The sequence below is a fragment of the Fluctibacter corallii genome, assembly GCF_025751585.1.
Lineage (GTDB): Bacteria > Pseudomonadota > Gammaproteobacteria > Enterobacterales > Alteromonadaceae > Fluctibacter_A > Fluctibacter_A corallii.
Genome location: NZ_JAOWKX010000015.1, coordinates 1 through 24,570, shown reverse-complemented (window position 1 = coordinate 24,570; position 24,570 = coordinate 1). Strand labels below are relative to the sequence as shown.

General features: G+C 44.6%; 24 protein-coding genes and 1 tRNA gene. 11 read left to right on the top strand and 14 right to left on the bottom strand.

Features of this window, described 5'->3' with window-relative positions; translation table 11 throughout:
- Positions 1 to 164: 164 nt before the first annotated feature.
- The 9 genes from ychF to lolB form a co-directional block, all read right to left on the bottom strand.
- Complete coding sequence (gene ychF, locus OE749_RS18415; RefSeq protein WP_263713965.1) at positions 165 to 1,256, bottom strand: redox-regulated ATPase YchF; 1,092 nt, start codon at positions 1,254 to 1,256, stop codon at positions 165 to 167.
- Positions 1,257 to 1,314: 58 nt separating this feature from the next.
- A complete protein-coding gene (gene pth / locus OE749_RS18410) occupies positions 1,315 to 1,899 on the bottom strand; it encodes an aminoacyl-tRNA hydrolase (RefSeq protein WP_263713964.1) in 585 nt (194 codons plus the stop codon).
- A 5-nt stretch (positions 1,900 to 1,904) separates the two neighbouring features.
- A complete protein-coding gene (locus tag OE749_RS18405; RefSeq protein WP_263713963.1) occupies positions 1,905 to 2,537 on the bottom strand; it encodes a 50S ribosomal protein L25/general stress protein Ctc in 633 nt (210 codons plus the stop codon).
- A gap of 169 nt (positions 2,538 to 2,706) precedes the next feature.
- A complete protein-coding gene (locus OE749_RS18400) occupies positions 2,707 to 3,681 on the bottom strand; it encodes a sensor domain-containing diguanylate cyclase (protein WP_263713962.1) in 975 nt (324 codons plus the stop codon).
- A 219-nt stretch (positions 3,682 to 3,900) separates the two neighbouring features.
- On the bottom strand, positions 3,901 to 4,377 hold the full coding sequence (locus OE749_RS18395; RefSeq protein ID WP_263713961.1) for a hypothetical protein: 477 nt from the start codon (positions 4,375 to 4,377) through the stop codon (positions 3,901 to 3,903).
- A 181-nt stretch (positions 4,378 to 4,558) separates the two neighbouring features.
- Positions 4,559 to 5,506, bottom strand: a complete 948-nt coding sequence (locus OE749_RS18390) for a ribose-phosphate pyrophosphokinase (RefSeq protein WP_263713960.1) — start codon at positions 5,504 to 5,506, stop codon at positions 4,559 to 4,561.
- A gap of 32 nt (positions 5,507 to 5,538) precedes the next feature.
- A tRNA-Gln gene (locus OE749_RS18385) sits at positions 5,539 to 5,613 on the bottom strand.
- A gap of 76 nt (positions 5,614 to 5,689) precedes the next feature.
- On the bottom strand, positions 5,690 to 6,538 hold the full coding sequence (gene ispE / locus OE749_RS18380) for a 4-(cytidine 5'-diphospho)-2-C-methyl-D-erythritol kinase (protein WP_263713959.1): 849 nt from the start codon (positions 6,536 to 6,538) through the stop codon (positions 5,690 to 5,692).
- Positions 6,523 to 7,140: a lipoprotein insertase outer membrane protein LolB gene (gene lolB / locus OE749_RS18375; RefSeq protein ID WP_263713958.1), complete on the bottom strand. Its 618-nt coding sequence runs from the start codon at positions 7,138 to 7,140 to the stop codon at positions 6,523 to 6,525. The genes ispE and lolB overlap by 16 nt, the downstream gene beginning before the upstream one ends.
- A gap of 127 nt (positions 7,141 to 7,267) precedes the next feature.
- On the opposite strand from lolB, the gene hemA reads away from it, so the two are divergent.
- The 7 genes from hemA to kdsA all read left to right on the top strand — a co-directional run bounded on the left by hemA (position 7,268) and on the right by kdsA (position 14,676).
- Positions 7,268 to 8,563: a glutamyl-tRNA reductase gene (hemA, locus tag OE749_RS18370; protein WP_263713957.1), complete on the top strand. Its 1,296-nt coding sequence runs from the start codon at positions 7,268 to 7,270 to the stop codon at positions 8,561 to 8,563.
- A gap of 28 nt (positions 8,564 to 8,591) precedes the next feature.
- Positions 8,592 to 9,677: a peptide chain release factor 1 gene (prfA, locus tag OE749_RS18365; protein ID WP_263713956.1), complete on the top strand. Its 1,086-nt coding sequence runs from the start codon at positions 8,592 to 8,594 to the stop codon at positions 9,675 to 9,677.
- Positions 9,678 to 9,706: 29 nt separating this feature from the next.
- Entirely contained in the window at positions 9,707 to 10,543 is an 837-nt protein-coding gene (prmC, locus tag OE749_RS18360) for a peptide chain release factor N(5)-glutamine methyltransferase (protein WP_263713955.1), read from the top strand.
- 70 nt (positions 10,544 to 10,613) lie between these two features.
- Positions 10,614 to 12,164, top strand: a complete 1,551-nt coding sequence (locus OE749_RS18355; RefSeq protein WP_263713954.1) for a DUF3369 domain-containing protein — start codon at positions 10,614 to 10,616, stop codon at positions 12,162 to 12,164.
- A gap of 274 nt (positions 12,165 to 12,438) precedes the next feature.
- Positions 12,439 to 12,816, top strand: coding sequence for a SirB2 family protein (locus OE749_RS18350; protein WP_263713953.1), 378 nt, complete (start codon positions 12,439 to 12,441; stop codon positions 12,814 to 12,816).
- Positions 12,817 to 12,878: 62 nt separating this feature from the next.
- The gene (locus tag OE749_RS18345) at positions 12,879 to 13,694 is read left to right on the top strand and encodes a SirB1 family protein (RefSeq protein WP_263713952.1); all 816 of its coding nucleotides are present in this window, start codon (positions 12,879 to 12,881) and stop codon (positions 13,692 to 13,694) included.
- Positions 13,695 to 13,824: 130 nt separating this feature from the next.
- Entirely contained in the window at positions 13,825 to 14,676 is an 852-nt protein-coding gene (kdsA, locus tag OE749_RS18340) for a 3-deoxy-8-phosphooctulonate synthase (RefSeq protein WP_263713951.1), read from the top strand.
- 121 nt (positions 14,677 to 14,797) lie between these two features.
- On the opposite strand, the gene OE749_RS18335 is transcribed toward kdsA, so the two are convergent.
- Positions 14,798 to 15,079: a hypothetical protein gene (locus tag OE749_RS18335; protein WP_263713950.1), complete on the bottom strand. Its 282-nt coding sequence runs from the start codon at positions 15,077 to 15,079 to the stop codon at positions 14,798 to 14,800.
- Between the two features lie 290 nt (positions 15,080 to 15,369).
- On the opposite strand from OE749_RS18335, the gene OE749_RS18330 reads away from it, so the two are divergent.
- The 4 genes from OE749_RS18330 to rlmM are packed head-to-tail and all read left to right on the top strand — an operon-like array spanning position 15,370 to position 18,349.
- On the top strand, positions 15,370 to 16,278 hold the full coding sequence (locus tag OE749_RS18330; RefSeq protein ID WP_263713966.1) for a transcriptional regulator GcvA: 909 nt from the start codon (positions 15,370 to 15,372) through the stop codon (positions 16,276 to 16,278).
- Complete coding sequence (locus OE749_RS18325; protein ID WP_263713949.1) at positions 16,265 to 16,882, top strand: alpha/beta family hydrolase; 618 nt, start codon at positions 16,265 to 16,267, stop codon at positions 16,880 to 16,882. The genes OE749_RS18330 and OE749_RS18325 overlap by 14 nt, the downstream gene beginning before the upstream one ends.
- A 19-nt stretch (positions 16,883 to 16,901) precedes the next feature.
- Entirely contained in the window at positions 16,902 to 17,288 is a 387-nt protein-coding gene (locus OE749_RS18320; RefSeq protein WP_263713948.1) for a DUF423 domain-containing protein, read from the top strand.
- Positions 17,285 to 18,349, top strand: coding sequence for a 23S rRNA (cytidine(2498)-2'-O)-methyltransferase RlmM (rlmM, locus tag OE749_RS18315; RefSeq protein ID WP_263713947.1), 1,065 nt, complete (start codon positions 17,285 to 17,287; stop codon positions 18,347 to 18,349). Before OE749_RS18320 ends, rlmM begins: the two co-directional genes overlap by 4 nt.
- Before the next feature lie 58 nt (positions 18,350 to 18,407).
- Here rlmM and OE749_RS18310 read toward each other — a convergent pair whose 3' ends face one another.
- The 4 genes from OE749_RS18310 to OE749_RS18295 all read right to left on the bottom strand — a co-directional run bounded on the left by OE749_RS18310 (position 18,408) and on the right by OE749_RS18295 (position 24,162).
- The gene (locus OE749_RS18310) at positions 18,408 to 20,054 is read right to left on the bottom strand and encodes a TIGR04141 family sporadically distributed protein (RefSeq protein WP_263713946.1); all 1,647 of its coding nucleotides are present in this window, start codon (positions 20,052 to 20,054) and stop codon (positions 18,408 to 18,410) included.
- Between the two features lie 173 nt (positions 20,055 to 20,227).
- Positions 20,228 to 22,255 carry a transglutaminase family protein gene (locus tag OE749_RS18305; protein ID WP_263713945.1) on the bottom strand — a complete coding sequence of 676 codons (2,028 nt, stop codon included), beginning with the start codon at positions 22,253 to 22,255 and terminating at the stop codon, positions 20,228 to 20,230.
- The gene (locus OE749_RS18300; RefSeq protein ID WP_263713944.1) at positions 22,245 to 23,240 is read right to left on the bottom strand and encodes a DUF58 domain-containing protein; all 996 of its coding nucleotides are present in this window, start codon (positions 23,238 to 23,240) and stop codon (positions 22,245 to 22,247) included. Before OE749_RS18300 ends, OE749_RS18305 begins: the two co-directional genes overlap by 11 nt.
- Before the next feature lie 4 nt (positions 23,241 to 23,244).
- Positions 23,245 to 24,162 (bottom strand): AAA family ATPase, encoded by a 918-nt coding sequence (locus OE749_RS18295; RefSeq protein ID WP_263713943.1) that lies wholly within the window; start codon positions 24,160 to 24,162, stop codon positions 23,245 to 23,247.
- Positions 24,163 to 24,570 lie beyond the last annotated feature (408 nt).

The window sequence follows — 24,570 nt, the reverse complement described above, 5'->3', positions numbered from 1 at the left end:
GTTGGTGAAATCGCATAAAAAAATCCGATGACTAGTGATCATCGGATTTTGAACTTATGAAAGGATCGGTCAACCGATCCTTAGATTTTTTAACTATTGCCGCTTAACTGATCGGCATTAGTCGTTAGAGACGGTATTTTTGTAATAAGTTAGCGGTTAAGCGCTTATACGTTAAAACGGAAGTGGATAACGTCGCCGTCTTTAACGATGTAATCTTTTCCTTCTAAGCGCCATTTACCCGCGTCTTTAGCACCTTGTTCGCCTTGGAACTCAACATAGTCGTCAAATCCAATTACTTCTGCGCGAATAAAGCCTTTTTCAAAGTCAGTATGAATTTTTCCGGCCGCCTGCGGGGCAGTGGAGCCAACAGGGTATGTCCACGCACGCACTTCTTTTACGCCTGCGGTGAAATACGTTTGCAGTGTTAGCAGGTTATAACCCGCTCGGATAACACGGTTTAATCCTGGTTCTTCTAGGCCCATGTCAGCCATAAATTCATCACGCTCATCATCGTCAAGTTCGGCGATTTCTGATTCAATTTCTGCGCAAACTGCCACCACAACGGCATCTTCAGCGGCGGCAATCTCTTTCACCTGATCCAAATACGGGTTGTTCTCAAAGCCGTCTTCGTTCACGTTTGCAATGTACATGGTCGGCTTAAGTGTTAGCATGTTCATGTAGCTGATTGCTGCAACTTCTTCTTTTTCAAGCGACAGTGAGCGAAGCAATTTACCTTCATCAAGATGAGGTTTAATTTTTTCTAAAACCTTTAATTCGAATTTTGCATCTGCATCGCCACCTTTGGCACGCTTACCAACGCGAATAAGAGCTTTCTCAGTAGATTCTAGGTCTGCCAAGGCCAATTCTGTATTAATAACGTCGATATCGTCTTGCGGATTTACGCGGCCTGCAACGTGAACGATGTTGTCGTTTTCAAAACAACGCACTACATGGCCGATAGCGTCTGTTTCACGGATGTTAGCGAGGAATTTGTTACCCAGCCCTTCACCTTTCGATGCGCCTTCAACTAATCCGGCAATATCAACAAATTCCATGGTAGTAGGAATAACGTTCTGCGGATTGACGATTTTCGCTAACTGATCTAAACGTGTGTCTGGTACGGGCACGACACCTGTATTTGGCTCAATTGTACAAAAAGGGAAGTTGGCAGCCTCAATACCCGCTTTCGTTAGCGCATTGAACAACGTTGACTTACCAACGTTTGGCAATCCGACAATGCCGCATTTAAAACCCATGTGTTATTCCTCAAAGAAAATGCTGTAATGGCTATCATGAAAAGCGATAGCGTATGTTCTATTCGGCCTTGAATGAATGTAGACGGTTCATTGCTGCTTTCAAATCTTGTTTGAAAAGAATATCAGTACAGCGTAATGCCTCGTCGATGGCCGCATCCATTTGTGCTTGTTCGTGTTGCGGTGCTTTACCCAACACATGCCCTGTCACTTTATGTTTGTCACCAGGGTGACCAATGCCAATACGTAAACGTAAAAAGTTTTTATTGTTCCCAAGCTTGCTGACAATGTCTCTTACACCGTTTTGGCTAGAGCTTCCGCCTTGTTTAAATTTTGCTACGCCAGGTGGCAAATCAAGTTCGTCAAAGGCGACGAGAATATTTTCTGGGGGAATTCTAAAAAAATTTGCTAGCGCGCCAACAGACTGACCGCTTTTGTTCATGTACGTTGTGGGGATAAGTAGACGAACATCGGTACCGTTTATGGTTATTCTGCCAGTAAAGCCGAAATACTTATTTTCTAGTTTCATCTGACAATGATGTTGTTTTGCTAGAGCCTCTACAAACCAGGCGCCTGCATTGTGACGGGTGTTTTGATATTCAGGGCCTGGATTACCCAGGCCCACGATAAGTTGTATGTCAGACAAACAACTTATTCCTCAGTTGCTTCTTCTTCGCCTTCAGCAGCGTCAGCGCTTGCGCCTTTAGCCGCTTTGATCGTTACTACAGCTAGATCGTGATCTTCGCCTTTAGCAAGCTCAGTAAGTGCAACACCAGCAGGAAGCGTAAGGTCAGACAAGTGAACTGTCTCGCCTTTAGCAACGTTTAGCAGATCAACTTCGATGAACTCAGGAAGGTTGCCAGGTAGGCAGCTTACTTCAACTTCGTTGATGTGATGTTCAGCATGACCGCCGTCAGTTTTGATTGCAGGTGCTTTGTCTTCATTGATGAAGTGAAGAGGAACTTGAACAGTTACTTTTACAGATGCGTCAACACGTTGGAAGTCAAGGTGAGTAACCTTAGGCTTGTAAGGGTGACGCTGCATGTCTTTAACTAGCGCTTCTACAGTCTCACCGCCAATGTTTAGAGTAAGAACGTGTGAGTAGAACGCTTCGAATTCTTGCGCTTGGATAACTTTGTTGTGATCAAGCGTTAGTGCTAGTGGCTCTTTGCCCGCACCGTAAAGGATTGCAGGTACTTTTTCTTCACGACGTAGGCGGCGGCTCGCACCTTTCCCCATGTCAGTACGTACTTCTGCATCTAGGTTAAAAATTGCATCAGACATGATAATAAACTCCAAAAAATAAATTCTGTAAGCCTTTGCGACCAAGACTTACCTAAAGTTGTTTTGAACAAACAAAACAACACCCTCTAAAAAAGGGCGGCGAATTCTAACATTGCTATTTAATTCAAACAAGTGGGATCTTCGCCTAAGAATCCACTTTGCGAATAGATTAGGTATTGGTGCTGTCTTTTTTGCGTAACTTTTCTTTGTACATGTTTTCATCAGCGATTGCGATGTGGGAGGCAAGGTCGTATTCGGAGTCATGAGGGATATTCGCCACACCCGCACTAAATGAGAGGGTATACGGTTTGGGGTTATGTTTGTTGTACTCGTCTAGTAAATGAGAAAAGCGCGTAAGAATATCTTCAACATCGCCTGCATCTGAATTGGTGAGCAGGGCAACAAACTCGTCTCCACCGAGCCGTGCGAATACGTCTGACTCTCTAAATCCTTGCTGCATCATGTCGGCAAATGCAATGAGTGCGGCATCCCCTTCGGCGTGGCCATGAGTATCATTAATGGGTTTGAAATCATCGAGATCAAATAAGATTAATGACGCAGGACGTTGTGAACGCTTGCAAAAGGTTAATGCGCGTTCTGCTAGGGCGAAGAAGCCACGCCGATTTGATATTTTCGTGAGATCGTCAATGGTCGCAAGTTGCATGCTGGCGATTTCTTGTTCCACCATAGTGGCAAGATCTTCCAGCAATGACACATCTTCAGCGTTAAGTTGTCTTGGTTTTTTGTCAATTAAACAGAGCGTGCCTATTTTCTCTCCGTTAGACATACGCAATGGCACACCTGCATAAAAGCGAATATTAGGATCACTTTTTACAAGTGGATTGTCGTTGAAGCGCGCGTCTTTCAGTGCATTTGGAATGACAAAGGTATCGTCGTCTAAAATGGCGTGGCCACAGAATGAAATGTTTCGTGGGGTTTCGTTGGCCTCCAGCCCTTGCTTTGATTTAAACCATTGGCGTTCGTGATCAATCAAACTGATAAGGGAAATCGGCACATCAAACATGCGCTTTGCAATGCGTGTTAAACGGTCGAAACGCTCTTCAGGTGACGTATCTAAAATACGTAATGCGTCAAGCGTTCTCTGTCGCTCGTCTTCAGATTCCGGTACTGGTGCTTCTAACATTAGATCCAATTTGTCTTGAACGTTTATTAAGATTTAGACCATCACGGCGTGTCTTGCAGACTTTTATTCACTTCAGTCTGGATTAATTTTTGGGGTGACGGAAATTGAACCCAGAGGTGTTATCGTTAGGAGACAATGGAGCGCGTTTTAACAGAACGATTATATAAAACGCGCGATATTCGCTGTGTATTCATGGCGAAAAAGCCGCAAATTTACATATTAATAGCTGTTGGGCGCGTGGCCTGCCTTGCTGTCGTCTAGCACGGTGACTTCTTGAACGCGAAGTACTTTACCGTATTGTTGAAATGTCATCACGCCATCGTCAATGAGACCGGTAATTTTCACGCGTAAGCCTGGGCGCAAATATTGTTTGTCGATGCCATATGGCATGTACTTTTGACCGCTGTCACCGTCAAATCCCCAAAAACCGCCCTCAAGGCTTTTGTAAACAATCACGCCTGACTCAGTCACTTCTGGCAGCTCTGCCTGACGTAACTTTTCTTTGAGCTTTTCAGAGGGGCGCTTTGAATCAGTTGGCTTTTCAGGCTTATTCATGACCACGGCTTCCTTTTTTTCTGCGGCTGTTTGGTTGCTATGGGTGCTTTCTGGCTTGCTGGCATCTGTATCTGACGTACCGTTGCACGCAGACACGCCCATACTCAAAAATAGAATGGCACCTAGATTAAACCGTTGCATGTGCTGCCTCCTTTAAAATCATCGTTATTCAGCAATGTATTGCAAAAGCATGAATGAACTTATATGAATAGGCAATGAATAGCGGTATTTTTTACAGAAAGTGAGAGTGGAAGTGATTGCGCACCCAGCGAGAATGCAGGGTGCGAAAAATAGAAGGTGTTACTTGAACTGAGTTTTCACCTTAGTATTCAAACATGGCAGAAATCGATTCCTCATTACTTACACGACGAATCGCTTCAGCTAGCATGTTTGAAAGTGTTAGTTGCTTCACTTTTGCCAGTGCTTTCATTTCTGGGCGAAGTGGAATACTGTCAGTGACGATAATTTCATCAATAACAGAATCTTTTAGGTTTTGCGCTGCATTGCCAGAGAAAATGGCATGGGTTGCATACGCATACACATTTCTTGCACCGTGTTCTTTGAGTGCTTCGGCGGCTTTTGCGAGCGTGCCACCTGTATCAATCATATCGTCGACAATAATACAGTCGCGGTCGTTAACGTCACCGATAATGTGCATCACTTGTGATACGTTCGCTTTCGGGCGACGTTTATCGATGATTGCCAAGTCTGTGTCGTTCAATAACTTCGCTGTTGCACGCGCTCTTACTACGCCACCGATATCAGGTGATACAACAACTGGATTGTGGAAATCACGTTGACGCATTTCATCCATAAGAATTGGCGTACCAAACGCATTATCTACTGGTACATCAAAGAAACCTTGAATTTGTTCAGCGTGTAAATCGATGGTAAGTACACGATCGACACCTACATTTGACAAAAAGTCAGCAACGACTTTTGCAGTAATAGGAACACGCGCTGAACGCACGCGGCGATCTTGGCGTGCATAACCGAAGTACGGGATTACCGCAGTGATTCTGCCTGCAGACGCACGACGGAAGGCATCGATCATGACGATGAGTTCCATTAGGTTGTCGTTGGTTGGCGCACAGGTAGACTGAATGATGAACACATCCGAACCACGGACATTTTCATGGATTTCGACGCTTATTTCTCCATCGCTAAATCGGCCAACGCTGGCGTGGCCAAGCTTCGTGTAGAGTCGATCTGCAACTTTCTGGGCGAGTTCTGGTACAGCATTACCAGCAAAAAGTTTCATGTCCGGCACAAGAGGTATCCTCGATACATTAAATTGTAGTTTGGCTGGGGTAGCTGGATTTGAACCAACGAATGGCGGGATCAAAACCCGCTGCCTTACCGCTTGGCTATACCCCAATCATTGTTAAGGCGTACTAACTATAGCGTATTTCTTGATGAATCAAGAGTTCGCATAGGGGATCAGTACGCTAATTTATATCTCATCCAGTTTGGCATACAGCGGTGAGCGATTGACGCCTTGCGCCACAAATCCTGTACACTCTTCGGGAAGTTGAGATAACACCCGCTCAGCTTCAGATTTCGTGTCGAAAACGCTAAATAAGCACGCACCCGTGCCGGTCATTCGAGACGGCGCGTATTCTAACAACCAGTGTAATAAATTTGCAACTTTGGGATAGCGTTCACAGACAATTTTTTGGCAATCGTTGTGTGTTTCTGAAAATTCATAATCTTGCAAGCGAATTTTGGGGGTATTGCGTGGTAAATTGGGGTGAGTAAATATTTCACCTGTCGACACGTGGCAACCAGGAAACACGACCAAATAGTATTTATTAGCCAGATTCAGCGGCGTTATTTGCTCGCCAACGCCTTCAGCGAACGCCGAGTGGCCGCGCACAAAAATAGGTACGTCCGCCCCCAGAGAAAGCCCGATATCAGCCAATTCATCGATGCTTAAATGGCATTGCCAAAGGTGATTTAGCGCAACTAAGGTCGTGGCTGCATTAGAGGAACCGCCACCGATTCCACCGCCCATGGGCAAGACTTTTTCTAGATAAATGTCGCAGCCCAAATCGGTATTTGACGCCTCTTGCAGCGCTTTAGCCGCACGAAAAATTAAATTGTCTACGTCTTTCACGCCTGCTATCGGCGTTTTCATCGAGATGCGCGATGAGGTATTTACCTCAAAAGCGAGCTTGTCGCCAAAATCCAACAGTTGAAAAACACTTTGCAGCGCGTGATAGCCATTATTCAGTCGCGCATTAATGTGCAAGAATAAATTTAATTTTGCGGGGCTGGGCCACCAATCTAAAGAAGTTGCCATGTATGTATTCTAATCTTGATTTGCGTATTGTGTTCCAAGGGGTTGGTGAGCACCAATTGATGCGGTAACCAAACATGATTAATTTTCTGATACTGACCAAAGGTGATTTGCCATTCACCACAGCTTGTACAATGCGGCGAGAGGGATTGCAGTAATCCGCGTTCATCAAAACGGTATGTGGCGTTTTCGGTAAACTGGCCCTTTATCCACTGCGGTAAGTGTGAAAGGGGGATATGCCAACCAGTGGTTCGTTGTATCAATGTTTCTGCATTGGCATCAACATAATATTGGTCATCTATCTGCATCTCTGCAAATTCATCAGTAGAGCGCATCGACATTAAATGCGTACCGATAAAGGTCGTAAACTTAACGTCGTATTCTTGTGTGTTTTGTACCCAGTTGAGGTTAGCACTAAATTTATCTTCGGTACTTTTGAATGCCATACGGCCTTTAATGGACCATTGATGAATGTTCGCCAGTTGTGCTTGATGAGCAGACGCATTCAAAGAAATCGGTGCTTGAGGCTTAGTCGCACATCCAGTTAATACGAGTACGAAGACAAAAGAAAAAAGGTAAAATATGCGAATGCGTAACAGTTTCATAAAAATCGTTATAAGATGTCAGTCTTTTCTATAGGAACATAGTTACGGCAATACTTTCAATAGGTTTCGCTTTTGCGTACAATGCCGCTCCCGTATAGAAAAGAAGTTCAGCCTAAAACACATCTCCATGACTTTATTAGCATTTGGAATCAATCACAAAACTGCACCTGTCGCGTTGCGGGAACGTGTCGCGTTTTCACCTGATGCATTGGTTCAGGCGCTAGAGTCGTTAAAAGAGGAAATGAGTGTTGAAGAGTCGGTGGTGTTGTCTACGTGCAATCGAACCGAGGTATATGTGCAAGCAGAAGATATTAGCGGAAAGCGTGTTGCAGACTGGTTGGCACAATTTCACGGTGTGAACTTCGGTGATCTTATTGAAAATAGCTACGCATATGAAAACGAAGATGCAGTGCATCACGTAATGCGTGTTGCTAGCGGTTTGGATTCTCTGATATTAGGCGAGCCGCAAATTCTTGGACAGGTGAAACAGGCTTACACCAGCGCCAAAAATACCGGCACCGTAAGTTCAAACTTTGAGCGTCTATTCCAGCAAACATTTTCTGTCGCTAAAAAAGTACGGAGCGAAACCGATATTGGCGCTAATGCTGTGTCAGTTGCGTTTGCAGCGGTGCAGTTAGCACGGCATATCTTTTCTTCGCTGGAAAAAAGCAAAGTCTTATTGATAGGTGCTGGCGAAACCATTGAGCTCGTTGCTAGGCACCTAAAAGAGCAGAATGTGTCGAGCATGATGGTGGCTAATCGTACGCTTGCCAGAGCACAATCTGTGGCTGCACCTCTTGGTGCGCAAGTGCTGACGCTGGCGCAAATTCCCCAGCATTTACATGAAGCTGATATCGTGATTAGTTCTACTGCCAGTCAGCTTCCTATTGTGGGAAAGGGTATGGTAGAGCGTGCGTTAAAAGCGCGTCGGCATAAGCCCATTTTTATGGTGGATTTGGCCGTTCCCCGAGACATCGAAGGGGAGGTGTCGGAGTTAGACGATGCGTATTTATATACGGTAGATGACTTACAACAGATAGTGCAAAAAAATCTGGACTCACGTCGTCATGCGGCAGCCGAAGCTGAAAAAATTATCAGTAATTATGCACAGCAGTATTTAGCGTGGACGCAAGAACAAGCGTCTATCGATGTCATTAAGACGTTTCGTCAACAAAGCGAAGCGCAAAAAACAAAGTTACAGGCTCGCGCCCTCAATCAACTTGCCGAAGGAAAAGCGCCTGAACAGGTTATAATTGAACTGGCAAACAAATTGACGAACAGTCTTATGCATGCGCCCACAAAGGCGCTTAAAAACGCCGCTCAGGCGCAAGATAAACGTCGACTCTCGGTTTTGGCAGATACATTCGGGCTTGAGACTAAACCAACGCCTGATGCATATTGCGAAGCAAAAAACGAGAAATAACCAGCCAGATTGGTAAGACAGGAAACCCATGAAAGATTCAGTCATTCGTAAATTAGAATCGTTAATCGAGCGCTTTGAAGAAGTGCAGGCATTGCTTGGCGAAGCCGATGTCATTTCCGATCAGGAAAAATTCCGAGCATTATCAAAGGAATACGCACAGCTTGAAGACGTGGTAAAAGCGTTTCGCGATTATCAGCAAGCGAAAGAAGATTTGGCCTCTGCAGAAGAAATGATGCAAGAAGATGATGCTGACATGCGTGAAATGGCGCAGGAAGAAATGAAGCAAGCCAACGAGAGCATTGAACGCCTTGAAATGGAGCTTCAAATTCTGTTGCTGCCTAAAGATCCTAATGACGATAACAGTTGCTTCCTTGAAATCCGAGCGGGAGCGGGCGGAGATGAAGCTGCTATTTTTGCTGGTGATTTATTCCGTATGTACAGTCGCTACGCTGAAACCCAAGGTTGGCGCGTTGAAGTGATTAGTACGAGCGAAGGCGAGCACGGTGGATACAAAGAAGTCATTGCCAATGTTCAAGGTGAAGGTGCCTACGGAATTATGAAGTTCGAATCGGGCGGACACCGTGTTCAACGTGTACCTGAAACAGAATCACAAGGCCGTATTCACACCTCTGCCTGTACGGTAGTGGTTATGCCTGAAATTCCAGAATCAGAAGCGATTGAAATTAACAAAGCGGATCTTAAAATTGATACCTACCGAGCGTCTGGTGCAGGTGGACAGCACGTTAACAAAACCGATTCTGCGATTCGTATAACTCACATGCCAACCGGCATCGTGGTGGAATGTCAGGATGAGCGCTCGCAGCACAAAAACCGTGCAAAAGCAATGTCGGTATTGCAATCACGCTTAAATCAGCTGGAAGAAGAGAAGCGCCAAGCTGAAGAAACCTCTACCCGCCGTAACCTTGTGGCAAGTGGCGATCGCTCAGAGCGTATTCGTACTTACAACTATCCTCAAGGGCGCGTTACGGATCATCGTATTAATCTGACGCTGTACCGTCTGGATGAAGTCGTTGCTGGCGACTTAGCAGCTATTCTCGAGCCAATTCGACAAGAGCACCAAGCTGACTTGCTTGCCTCGTTGTCGGATGCCTAACTGCCTGATAGGTTCGTTGGGTTGTAACGGTGAAGTCAATTGAATCGTGCTTGCACTGGGCCAAGCAGACCCTTGCGGGAGGCGAATCTCCCGCATTAGATGCGCGCGTATTGTTATGCCATTGTCTTGATGTGTCTGCTACCTATTTGATGACGTGGCCTGATAAGCCCATTACACAAAAGCAGTGGGACCAGTATCAGGCACTGATTCAAAAAAGAAAGCTGGGGCATCCTGTTGCCCATCTCATTGGCCATCGTGATTTCTGGACACTCAATCTCGAAGTTACGCCTGACACACTGATTCCGCGACCCGAGACAGAATTGCTGGTTGAACAAGCATTAGCCCTTGAGTTGCCTGCGCATGCCCATGTGTTGGATTTAGGCACCGGTACTGGTGCTATTGCGCTAGCGCTGGCGAGTGAAAGACCCGACTTACACATCATCGGTGTCGACTTTAATGAAAATGCCGTAGCGCTGGCTAAGCGCAATGGGGTATCTAATCACTTGCCTCAGGTGCAGTTTTTACACAGCAACTGGTTTGAACGAGTTCCAACACAAAAATTTGATCTCATCATTAGTAACCCTCCTTATGTTGAATCTGATAGTCCATGGCTAAATGAAGGGGATGTCAGATTTGAACCTTTATCAGCGTTAACATCAGGCGAAGATGGTTTGGATGACATTCGACATATCGTAACTTGCAGTTTATCGTATCTGACCGATACTGGAATAGTAATGTTTGAGCACGGGTATCAACAGGGGCAAGCGGTGAGAAGTATATTTACCAGCTCTGAATACCGCGACGCGCAAACGATCTGCGATATGAACGACCTTGCCAGAGTAACCTTCGCGTTCAAAAGTCATTGATTCATATCGAATTTACCGTTATTTTCTGAATAAGGTTTCACTGAAATCAGCGTAGGAGCGATGTGGCGTTATGACGGATGAATTTTTATTTGCTGAGGATAACGAAGAAGTCGTTGTTGAAGAGTTGGGTACATGGAAAGTGCTGGTTGTCGATGATGAACCTGAAGTTCACGCGGTAACAAAATTAGCCCTTAGCGACTTTGTATTTCAGGATAAGCGCTTACAGTTTATCAGCGCATACAATGGCGAAGAAGCACGCAAAATCTTTGAAACGCACGACGATATTGCCGTGGTGCTACTTGATGTTGTGATGGAAACGGATGATGCGGGTCTAAAAGTCGCTGAGTATGTTCGCAATACCCTTAATAATCATTTCACTCGTATTATTTTAAGAACGGGGCAGCCCGGTCAAGCGCCTGAGCGCGATGTTATTTTGAATTATGACATCAACGATTATAAGTCCAAAACTGAGCTAACTGCGCAAAAGCTCTTTACGGTAATTATTGCCTCTTTGCGTTCTTATCGCGATATTATCGTGATAGAAGAAAATCGACAGGGATTGGAAAAAATCATTAAAGCCTCTGCCGATCTTTTTTCAAAGCGATCTCTGGAAGGGTTTATTGAGGGCATCATGCAGCAGCTCACGTCGTTGCTAGGCGGAACGAAAGACGCCGCTTACATTACTTCTGCGGTTGCTGGCCCTGATCCGATCGAGGCGTCTCACTCGCGAGATTTTTTTGTGTTTACCGGCAAAGGCGATTTTGAGCATGCTGAAGGTAAACCCCTAGAACAAGCACTTAGTGGTGGGGCGCTGTCAGCCTGTAAAAAAGCCCTTCAACAACAAGCGTTGGTATATGAAGATGAATATATCGTCGCGTATTGCCAAGGAAAGTCGCTGCATGGCTCACTACTTTACTTATCTGGTTTGCCAAGGCAGTTAACACAAACTGACAAATACCTTATTGAGCTCTTTTCTCAGAATGTGCAAGTGGCGTTCGACAACGTGTTGCTCACCCGTGACATTGAAATCACACAACGTGAAATACTTGAGCGACTTGCGCGTGCAGTCGAGTCACAATTTGCCGAGGGGCACCACCTTGAGCGAATGGTATACATGTGTGAGCTATTGGGGCGTGAGTATGGCCTAGACGATAAAGAAATCGAAACCCTCAAACTGGCTGTGCCACTTCACGACATCGGAAAGTTGAAGGTGCCAGAAGAGATTTTAAATAAACATGGGCGACTCAGTGATTCTGAACGCGATGTGATTAAGAATCATGCCCAATGTGGTTACACTTTATTAAAAGGATCGAAACGCCCCATTATTCAAGCGGCCGCAATTGTTGCCAGAGATCATCACGAATACTGGGATGGCAGCGGGTATCCACGAGGGTTGAAGGGCGAAGAAATTCATGTTTTTTGCCGTATTACCGCAGTTGCAGACGTATATGATGCCTTACGTTGTGGGCAACCCTATAAAGAGCCTTGGCCAGTAGAAAAGGTGATAGAGGTATTTAAGAGCGAGCGCGGTAAACAGTTTGAACCGAAGCTGGTGGACATTTTGTTAGACAACATAGAACGTATTGAAGAAATACAATCGACCTTTCAAGAAGTCACATAATCTGGCATTAATTCCCTTATTTGAATTAGAAAAAAACACAGCAGGTTGACGTGCGTGCGTGTTTTCATTCGCGTATGAAATTGTCACATCTATGCTACACGCTTTGCTAAATAAGGCGTGTAGCAAAATTACTCAATAAAAAACTATCTGCGACTCAGCGAGTTAGCAGATTCATATCAATCTCTTCTTTTCTTTCTGGGTGAGTCCAAGTAAAGTTTCGCCTGAAAATTAAGTCGTGCGCTAAACGCACCAATTAGAACAAGGAATTCCAATCATGTATATGATGGTGAAACATATCCATTTAACGGCAGTTGCATTAAGTATTTTGTTTTTTATTGTGCGCTTTTTCTGGTCATTGCGTCAGTCACCCATGATGGAAAAAAAGTGGGTGAAAATTACTCCGCACATCGTTGATACCGTGTTGCTTGCGAGTGCGATTGGCCTGTGTTTCATTCTTTCACAATACCCGTTTGTTAATCCTTGGCTTACCGACAAAGTGATTGGTGTAGTGCTTTACATCGTTGTAGGGCTATATGCGTTAAAACTCGCGCGCACAACGATGACCAAATGGGTGGGGTTTGCTGGTGCACTTGCGTGGATAGCATTTATTGGCAAAGTAGCCGTAACCAAACAACCACTACTTTTTGGGTAACTTAAGTATTGTGGATTTGAATCCGATAAACCCTATAGCGGTACGATAATGTAGGAGGGGATGTGCAAAAGCTGAAAAACGCTATTGTAAACCAAGATGCGTTGGCAGCGAGTTTGATTGTTGCTTCGCGCTTGGGTGAAAATTTATCAGAAGATACGTATCTTTCTGAAGTGGATACGTTAACCAATATTGTGAAAGACAGTTTAACCGATACCCCCTCAAACGAGGCGCGCTTTAGGCAGATTGTTAGTATTTTCTATAAAAAGTTGGCATTCAGTGGCGATGAGCGCAACTTCTTTGCATCGAAGTACAGTTTGCTTAATGAAGTGATTGACTACCGGACAGGCATTCCTGTCACACTTTCTATCTTGTTTTGTCATATTGCGACAAAGTTAGGATTGGAAGTGTATGGCGTTAACTTTCCAGGGCATTTTCTTGTACGCTTTCAAGCGTCAAAAGAGCGTGCGTTGTTTCTTGACCCGTTAAACGGCACGATTTTAAACTGGCAAGAACTCGAGGCTCTTTACTTCAGCATTATTGGTGAACTAGACGAAGAAGAGATGCCTGAAGAGGCGCTTTACGCGGCAAAAACAGAAGAAATTGTTATTCGCTTACTACAAAACTTGAAAGCCGCGTTTATCAAAGAAGAAAAGTATTCTCAGGCGTTGGCGACAGTAGAAATGCTGGTGGCATTTAATCCTGATGATCCATACGAGAGAAAGGATAGAGGGTATCTGTTGCATCAAATGGAATGCCCGCAATTGGCGTTACAAGACTACCAGTACTTTATAAAACAGTGCCCGCAAGATCCCTCTGCACAACTGCTTAAACTGCAATTAAGGCGGTTTAAGTCGGCGCAATCTCCGACACTCCACTAAACGTCTCTATATACAGATTGTATGCGATAGAATGAAGCCGACCAGATGTAACGAAGCAAATGGTCGCTTTACTTCGAAAGTTGCATGTTAATTTGCTATTCTACGACATATTTTTTTGAACGGATACCTCATGGAAAATCTGCAAACTATCTCGATTGGTGACATCCGCGTTGCCAATTCACTTCCTTTTGTTTTATTTGGTGGCATGAATGTGCTTGAGTCACGAGACTTAGCTATGAAAATTGCTGAACATTATAAAGAAGTGACCACGCGCTTAAACATCCCTTATGTATTTAAAGCATCGTTTGATAAGGCTAATCGCTCTTCGGTGCATTCGTATCGTGGTCCGGGTATGGATGAAGGACTGAAAATATTTGAAGAAATTAAAAACACCTTCAATGTGCCTATTATTACCGATGTGCACGAACCGTATCAGGCTGCACCCGTTGCCGAAGTTGTAGATGTCATTCAATTACCCGCGTTTTTAGCGAGACAAACCGATCTGGTTGTCGCCATGGCAGAAACCCAGGCGGTGATTAACGTGAAGAAACCACAATTTCTTGCCCCTCACGAAATGCGCCACATCATTACTAAGTTCCATGAAGCGGGCAACAATAAAGTGATTTTGTGCGAGCGCGGTTCGTGTTACGGCTATAACAACTTGGTGGTTGACATGCTTGGCATGGATGAAATGAAACAGTATGCCCCTGTTATTTTTGACGCAACGCATGCACTGCAAAAGCCAGGAGGTAGAACAGACTCTGCCGATGGCAGACGTGCTCAAGCTGCACAATTAGCGAGAAGTGGCATGGCGCTTGGCTTAGCGGGATTATTCATTGAAGCTCACCCTGATCCGAATGTCGCAAAATGCGATGGACCGTGCGCGTTAAAGCTGGATAAGTTAGAGCCTTATCTTGCTCAGATGAAAGCGTTAGATGATTTGATTAAAGGTCTTGAGCCGCTAGATACTAGCGCAAACTAGAGATTTATTGAGTGCGCGTTGTAAGGCGTGTTATCGCCTACAACGCGAACCAATAATCTAACTTCTATTGCGATGACCAGAAAAGCCGTAAGTGACTTATGTCTGTTATCGTAGTTGTGCGTTATTCACCGAGTTCGAGTGCAGCGCGCGGCTCTGTAAGCTCAGCTTTCGCCGCGGCAATCAGTGCGTCTGTTTTGAACTGAAGTGTCATTTTATTCAGTTCGTAAGCAATGTGCTGCTTCACACTGTTTGCATGAATATTCGCCAATGCAGTGTGTAGTGATTGAGTAATTTCTTGCTCTACGTCAGCGTCTGTAAAGAAGTGGTTGTCAGCTGCTTGCGCGTTTTGAGTGAATACAAATGCAGCTATGCCGAATAAAATTAATTTTTTGAACGTTTTCATATTAGTCACCTTAAGTTAAATTATGCAAAATGAGAATCTTGGTTAAAGATTTGTAAATAAATTACAATTTTCCTCACGTTGATATTAAAGGGGAAAATTCAATTTATGTGTATATTTTAGTCAAATTTTGAAACGTGTAAAACGACGAAAAGTATGGAAAATGCATTAGAAAAACTAATGCTATTTTAACCGTATTGTCATAGAATGTATTTGCGCTACATCAAGTAGGCTAAAAGTCCGTTAATTTTTTAAAAATATGCACCTTTTTTGCTGAATGCATCAGGATATTAATCATGCGAAGGTTACCGCCACTTAACTCACTAAAAGCGTTTGAAGCGGCTGCACGGCATCTGAGTTTCACGCGTGCTGCAGAAGAGCTGTTCGTTACCCAAGCCGCAGTGAGTCACCAGATTAAGGCGCTGGAAGACTTTTTGTCGATGAAGCTCTTTATTCGTAAAAATCGTTCCTTATTGCTCACTGAAGAAGGGCAAAGCTATTATCTGGATTTGAAAGAAATCTTTCAAAGCTTACAAGAAGCAACAGAACGTCTTGTCGCGAAGGGCGCAAAAGGGGCGATTACGGTAGCATTGCCACCCAGTTTCGCTATTCAGTGGTTGGTGCCAAGGATTAATAAATTTAGTCAGGCTAATCCTGACATCGACGTGCGTATTAAAGCGGTAGACTTTGACGAAGGGTTTCTTACCGATGATGTTGATGTTGCGATTTATTATGGTCGTGGAAAATGGACAGGCTTGCACGCCGATAAGCTCCATACGGAGTACCTCACGCCAGTTTGCTCTCCTATGTTGTTTCAAGGCGATAAGCCTCTCGATAAGTTGGACGACCTGAAACATCACATGCTGCTGCATGATTCAAGCCGAGAGGCATGGAAAAATTGGATCCGTCACTACCATGTGAGCGGCGTTAACGTAAACCAAGGCCCTGTATTTAGCCACTCCATGCTCGTGCTTCAAGCCGCTGCTTTAGGGCAGGGGATAGCGTTGGGGCACTCTGTACTGGCAAGGCCTGATATCGAGGCGGGTCGACTTATTTGTCCGTTTGAAGAGAAACTCATTAGTAAAAATGCGTATTATTTAGTGTGCCATCAATCTCAATACGAGTTGGGCAAGATCTCAGCGTTCAGAGAATGGTTGTTGGCACAAGTACAAGAAGAACAGGAAAACGATGATTACCATTGATAAAGCAGAGCACCCTATCGCCAACTTTATATTTGCCCACGGCGCAGGTGCGGGTAAAGACAGTGATTTTATGCAAGACATGAGCGCGCGCTTGGTTGGCCTTGGCATAACGGTGATTCGTTTTGATTTTCCTTATATGCAAACTATCGCAGAAACGGGGAAGAAACGCCCGCCTGATCGTGCGCCAGTGCTACTTGACTACTTTAAGCGCGTGATTGGAGATGTAACCAGGACATTACCGCTTTTTATCGGCGGAAAATCAATGGGAGGGCGCATGGCTAGCCTTTTGTTAGACGAAGAAGATGTTGCTGGTGGGATTGTCTTTGGGTATCCGTTTCATCCGCCTGGCAAGCCTGAAAAGTTGCGCACGGAGCACCTACAAACGTTGTCAACGCCGTTACTGATTCTTCAAGGTGAACGTGATACTTTCGGGCGCAAAGATGAAATATCTGAATATTCTTTGAGCAAACAGGTTAACGTGCGTTTTTTAGCGGATGGTGATCATAGTTTAAAGCCTAGAAAAGCGTCGGGCTTAAGCTATGATGAGCACTTGAATACCGCCGCAAACCTAACTGCAGAATTTATCAGCCAGCATAGTCGCTAACGTAAGGACGAGTATTTTTATGTCTTCCCCTCTTTTATATATCTGTATCGCTGCCTTTTTTGGCATGACGTCTGTCATGTTAGGCGCATTTGGTGCGCATGGGCTTAAAGGCAAACTGTCAGACACCCTGTTGTCAACGTTTGAAACTGGCGTTCAGTATCAAATGTATCATAGCCTAGCAATATTATTGATTGCTGTGCTGCTGATTCAATTAAAGCTTCCTGTGTTGGCTTGGGCTGCTGGTTTTATGTCATTGGGCGTGGTGCTGTTTAGTGGTAGTTTGTACGGTTTAGCGCTTTTGCAAATGAGCTGGCTGGGACCTGTTACCCCAATTGGCGGCTTATGCATGATTATTGGCTGGGGGATACTGTTGGTGTCTGTTATTCGTCATGGAGTGGCAGGATGAAAAATATTTTATGTTATTGCCGCGCAGGATTTGAAACCGATTTAGCTAACGAGTTACAGGCGCAAGCTGCCGAGCACCATATTTATGGTTATACCTCATTTAAGAAAAACACCGGTTACGCGCTATTTCACTGTTACCAAGACGCCGACGCTGAACAACTGATACAACGCTTATCCATAACGCAGCTGATATTTGCGCGGCAGATTTTTCGCGCCTCAGATGCCATTGATGATATAGATAGCAGCGACAGAATTGCAACGCTGTTGGAGCAGGTTGATGATATGCCATTTTGTGGCGAACTTCGTGTTGAATATCCAGATACCACAGAAGGACGAGAGCTATCGAAATTCTGTCGCAAGTTCTCAGTTCCATTACGCCAAGCGTTGCGTAAACGCGAAGTGCTTTCTAATAAACCTTTGGCCTCTAAGCCGGTTATGCATGCGTTTTTTCCAGATGGACGTACGGCCTATTTAGGCTATTCACTGCCCAAATTAAATTCTGCGTTGCCACTGGGCATTATGCGTCTGAAATTTCCTGCCAGTGCGCCAAGTCGCTCTACTTTAAAACTCGATGAAGCGTTCCAGGTGTTTATTCCAAAAGAGGAGCACGAAAGCCGTTTGAGCGCAGGATTGCATGCAGTTGATCTGGGCGCATGCCCCGGCGGCTGGACATATCAGCTAGTGTCGCGAGGAATGTTCGTACAAGCAGTTGATAATGGCAAAATGGACGATGCGTTAATGGAAACCGGGCAGGTGAATTATTTCCCTGAAGACGGTTTTAAATTTACGCCTAAAAAGAAAAATGTGTATTGGCTAGTGTGCGACATGATAGAACAACCTCAGCGAGTGGCTAAGTTAATGGCAACGTGGCTTGCAAGAGGGTGGTGTAAGGAAGCCATGTTTAATTTAAAACTGCCCATGAAGCGGCGATACGAGTCTGTACAAGAGGCATTCGATATTATCGCGCAAGTACTCAATCAAGCCGACGTAAAATACACCAGACAGGCGAAACACCTGTACCATAATCGAGAAGAAGTGACGGTGCACTTGCGGCGTATTTGATGGGGGAGTAAAAAATCATAATAAACGTGAATTTTGAGGTTATTTCAAAGGCATTAGGTTAGCCTAAATCCGTTAGCGACTTTGTACACTTTGCCGTTTTTGCTTTACAAGCACACTTAGACTTGGTTGAAATATTCTGCAACGCCAAATTATCAACTGGTATTTTTGCTAGTTCTACCGTGAAACCTTTATTCTGCATGTCGCGTGCGCGGTGGCGAAGATTTACCTTTGAAAAAAATGGAATATTTAGCTCTCCAGAGCGAGGGTAGATAATTGCTAGTACAATTTTATGAACTCTGCTCTCTGATGGTGAAAAATCAAAGCTAATGTATGTTTCCTCTAAATGTTCTTTAATTTGAGGGATAACTTCTGGACAATTTAACATCATCTCTAAACTCATAGTCGCCTGAGCAAATAAATGACTTAATACACTACTCCCACCATAGTGCTTGACATGAATTATTCGATTACATTGTGTAAATAAATCACAGAATTCATAGTTTTGCGCTACACTTTTTTGTCTTATCCAATGCTGGTCAAGTACGGCAATTTGTTCATTGTCGGCTACTCGTCTCAAGTAGCAGCACTCTCGTCGATCTCTATAGGGTTTGTCTTCAAACCCATTCCAACGTGGTAAATTGTCAAAATAAGACTCTACATCATGTGCAAAAGACTGTTTTATGTGATACCAACGTCCATCGTTCAAAACATATTTCAAACCATTCTTTTCCAACTCGCCATTGAGAGAGTCAAAGAAACGTATAGATTCAATATGCTGGTCGTTACCGTCATATAGAGAAATAGTCTTGGATTTGAGTGTAGCTATGTTAATTGTAGCCTTACTTTTAAATGGAGCTTCTGCTAAAAAAGCCTCCAATTTTAATTCAGGGTGCTTACACGGAGCGTTGTTCTTAATAGACCTTGTTGAATAAACAAAACCAGAAAAATTCTCATAATCAATAATTTTAGGAGGAGCCAACCAAAAGCCATCTGTATTGTTGGATTTGAACCTTTTTATCAATTCAGCTTCCAATTGCTCTATAATATCTGGGTCAGATTCTAAGCCTATAAACTCAGCCCAAGGGTATTTTTCCTTGTACTTATCACTAAAATAAGCATCGACTAATCTTTCAGCAATCTCCTTAAACTTACTTGCTTCGATTTCAGTGTACAAAGATACGGAGTCATTTCCCGAAACCATTTCCAAGTCTTCATCTCCCGAGCTAACAATCGCTGTGATTGATTTCAATATTTCATGATCGAATTCAAAATCAAAATCTTGAATTCCAGAATTTAGTGCAACTTGAGAGCGTGTGTTTCTTGCAACTTTGTCTAGTGTAGATTTATCGATTGATTTAAGTTGTTCTGGATTTCCCAAATTCATAGAAACTCTTAAGCCGAAGCCTCTCTCTATTGATGACTTATCGATAAGACTTCTTCCGTGACCAAAGGTGAATATTACATACCGTTTATCTACCTTCACAAAAAATGCGCCTTTGACTGATTTTTGGTCGAAGTGGCTACTACTAATTTCGTAATCTGAGAATAATGAAGCCCATTCTGCCTTGCCATAGTGACTTGAAAGGCAAAGAATTAAATCATCCTCGCTATCCTTTTGATGGGTGGAGAATTGTTTTTTTTTGTCTTGAACGTCTTCGAGAGCTACATTTTCCTTGCTTAAAAAAGCGACTACGTTTCGTTTCATTTTTTCCTCTTATTCCCAGCCTAAAGATTCACTTTGAATTATCCTGTAGGTTAATATTTTGCACGGTAAAATATTGAGTTTGGCATGGCAATAAAGGTAGTCAAATGATTTTGGGTAAATACGTAGACCGTTTTTACTATTTACAGCATCACTTGTTAGCTAAGTTGCTTGTCTCATTTCTTCACCTGTTGCCGAAGTGCTTTTAGTTGCCGTTGGATATCGTGTTTGGCAGTAGTGTGAGGTTGTGGGTGTCCAGAATATTTTTGGCGGTGCCAGATTTGAGTAATGGATGCAAAGGTTTCATATGTGTCTTTTGGGCAGGTATCGCGCAACATCGCTAAATACTTGTTTGCCGTGACGTGGGGTGCTTTGGGCATGAATTTGTTTTCCATTAGGGCAAGTGCCGTCATGTACGTCCGTTGGATGTCATCGTCATTTTTACGTTTGTGTCGGGGAAGAAAATACCAGCCTAAAATGGCGGCAATAAGAGTAAATGCCCCAAAAGTAAAAAGCGCGATCTTTTGTGCTGACAATGAGCCTAATAGGCGCTCTAAGAGCGACCGTTGGCGTTCATCGTTGAAACCCAGTACCCACTTGCTCCACAGTAGATCGATGTCATCAAAAACATGCCTTATGTAATTGAGTAGATCATTGTGCTGATAGCGGCGCAGTGAAAATGGTTGCTCAGATAAAAACGATCCTTCCTCTGATAACGCTTCGATAATTCCTCGTGTGATGCGATCAGGCGCGACTATTGCAGTGGGGTCGACACGCTGCCAGCCTCTGTCATCTAACCAGACTTCGACCCACGCATGGGCGTCATATTGGTACACTGACAATTGCGATTCGTTTCTTAACTCGCCGCCCTGATAACCAGTGACAACACGGGCAGGAATGTCTGCCAACCGAAAGGCATAGGCAGCGGCACTGGCGTAATGGGAGCAAAAGCCGGCTTGTTCATCAAACAAGAAGGCATCAACTGGATTAGTAGGCATCAACGGCGGGCGCAGCGTATAGCGAAAAGGGGACTGGGTAAAATGCGCAAGAATCGCCTCAAAACGAGCATGTTTATTGGCAAACTGAGCGTTGATTGACGCGACCCAGTCACGGGTTCTGGGGTTTCCTTGTTCGGGCAATTGCGTATTCAAACGAAAATCGATATTTCTTGGGGCGGAGTTTAGCGGCGCAGCATAATAGGCGCGTAACGTATAAAGAAAATCACTCACCAAGGGTTGTTGTTTGAGTAACTGATAGGCGTGAGACACCCACACTTGCTTGGCATTGCCGGCGCTGCTGCTGGGCGCAATCACTTGTGGAACATCAAGGCTGTAAAGCCAATGCTGATGCGAGGGTTCGGCAAGTACATCGTAGGTATAGTACGGGCCCTCAACTGCGGGAGAAAACTGAAATGGCGAGACCAGACGTTGGCGCTCAACACGCTTACGAAAATTAGCGCGCTGCCAGGTTTTACCGTCGAAGTCTTCTAATACAATTGCGCGCCAATACCGTGCTTCAGGCGGAGGAACTGCACCTGAAAACAACGCGCGGAACACCCGCTCATCTGATTGGGTTAACGAAGAAAGATCGCCGGGCGTCAGGCTGTCGCTCAATCCCGTTTGTGCTGACGAAGAGATGGGCACTTTCCATAATGCTGGCAACCTAGGCAGAGTGATAAACAAAATTAACGCGATAGGAATGCTCAATGTCGCCAAGCTGACAACGGTACTGAATCCTTGTTTTTGCACAAGGTTAGGCGCATGCAAATTCACAAGGCTAAACAACACAAGCAGTACGAATACGCTGTAAATCCCTGCGAATAACATGTCTTGTTTAAAGATGTAACCGCACCCGATCAGAAAAAGCAGGCTAACCGTGAGGTGATAAAAGTCTCGATGAGTAGACAGCAGCAGTAATTTAAGCGCGCATGCCAAAACAAGCAGATTCAACATGGCATTGAGAAGACCAAGTTCAATACCCGTAAGTGCAAGCGCAGCAATACAAATCAGTGCTAAAACATTCGTCCAGAAACGATTGGGCAGGTGAGTTTGTATGCCCCTGAAAAGTAACGCGCGCGCAGCCAAGGCCAGTGTACCTACGGCGGCCACCCAAGGCTGGATGTGCGTTAGCAAAACGCCAATCAGTAACAGAAAAATCAGCCCGATACTGACGATGGCAACGTTGTTTTTAGGTTTAAGGTACACGGGGATATTCCGCCAATGCAGTGAGGCAGGCTTTCACATGCGCATTACCACTGGCTGGTTGAATGCGCTGATTGGGTAAGTGTAAGCCAAACTGTACCGAACCCAGATTAAGTTGGTTTACTTGATAACAAAGCTTTTGCAGCGCCTCTTCGGCATCGCCAGTAAAGTAATCTTGAAAATGTAGCCACAGTTCGCTGTCTTGGTGATCAACAAACTGCTTGTCTAACAGTCCTCGTCCCTTGGCAAACAGCTTCCATGCTATGCGATGCATCGGCATACCGGCAACGTGAGTCGTAAAACCAAAAAACGTGTCGCTGCCGCCTTTGTTTATCGCTACCCGCGAGTTTGCCATGTTTTCATCTGATTGAGAGTGTGACGCATCACGATAGAGGTTGCGACATACTTTGGGGGTTGGGTAAACAATGCACTTTTCTTGAAAGGCTAAATGGGTCCAACAGGTGAATAAACCTGCTGGAAACACGCTTTTAAGCGTGACTCTTGGCATCGCGTGAACGCCTCGCTCATGGAAGGTAAGTTGAAGCTTGGTTTTGTTTTCCGGTTTATCGAAATCCAGCCCTTGTTTGTGCTCGCTGCGATAGAAAGCGAGCGAGATTTCTCCATGTGCAGAAGCGTGTTGCACTTTGGTATCAATGGTAACGGGAAGGTGGAGGGCATCGCCCGCATAAACCGTGACCTCACCTTCTGACGATACGATTAGGCCACTGAGGTTACGATAGGTTGCAAACAAGCTGACCAACATGAACGACAGCAAGAAATAACACAATAACAACATCAGGTTGTTTTGATAGTTCGTGCCCAATAAGAACAAGCCGATACACAGAAGAATAAACAACCACCCAAAGCCTGATGGGAAAATGAATAGGTTGTGTCTATTAAGTTGGTGCTGCATCGAGGCGGGAATGCGCCTTTCAAGCCAGCGATGATGAATGCGCTGTAGACGTGTTGTTAGTTGACGAGTTGCCATGAACTTAGGCACTCAGCACGGGGTCGACTGCTTGCAGTAGCAATTCACTGTATCGCGTGCCGGCATTTTCTTGGGTTAACTCAGAGCGAAGACGGTGTTCGGTGACAGCAGGAAGAACGGCTTGTACATCTTCTGGTAAGGCATGATCTCGCCCTTCAATCAATGCCCACGCCTTGGTGGCAACAAGCAGTGCTTTGCTTGCGCGAGGCGACAAAGGGTGGGGGAAGCGTGCCGTTTCACGAGAATATGTAATCAGCCTTAAGATATAGTCTATGAGGTGATCACTGGCATGCACCTCGGCGACTTGTCGTTGTAACGCTTGTACTTGGGATACATCCATGACTATCTGTAAGTCTGACAATGCAGCCTGCTCTTGTTTGAGCATGGCTTTTTCGGCTTCACGGTTCGGGTATCCCAATTCAATTCGCATCAAAAAGCGATCCAATTGTGATTCTGGTAATGGAAAAGTACCACTTTGGTAAATGGGATTTTGTGTGCCAATCACAAAAAATGGCGAGGGAAGTGCGCGTGTTTCTCCGTCTATACTCACTTGCTTCTCTTCCATGGCTTCGAGCAACGCGCTTTGCGTTTTAGGGCTGGCACGGTTTAATTCGTCTGCCAACACTAACTGGCTAAAAATGGGGCCTGCGTGAAAGCGAAATTGTTGCGCATCTGTATCGAATATTGACACACCCAACATGTCTCCAGGCAGCAAGTCGGAGGTAAATTGAATACGCGAAAACTGTAGCCCCAAAACATGTGCTAACGCGTGGCATAATGAGGTTTTCCCCATTCCTGGAAGATCTTCAATAAGAAGGTGCCCGTTAGCCAAAATACAAGTGAGTGCCAGCTTTATTTGTTCGTGCTTACCAATTAGCACGTTTGAAATTTCGTCGATTGTGGCCTTGGCTAGCGTATGCATAACATCTCCGAAGATAGAATTATTGGTGCTATGCACCTAATTTAAAGCGCGTTAACTCGTTGAAGCATTTCACTTTTCTGCTTGTAAGTGTAGGTTAACAAAAGAGAAACTGCCGAGCAAAATAGCGGGTGAGTGGCTTTTGTGGCTAACAATTCACCGACATGCATGCCTGTTTGACACTCGCGGTGTGAGATGCCTTATTCGTCGAAATAAAAGTGAAAAGTGTTAAGGGTAGACACCGTTGACAGCTTAGCACTGTTATTTTTATGAGCACTGAACTGCCGCTTTGTACGTATTGCTGACGTTGGATATCCTCAGTATCCAAAATCCTGATTGGATGAAGTCCGTCATTGGGATCAGGTGACTCATAAAGCAGTTCGCACAAATAGCGGACATTTGTTTTTTCGG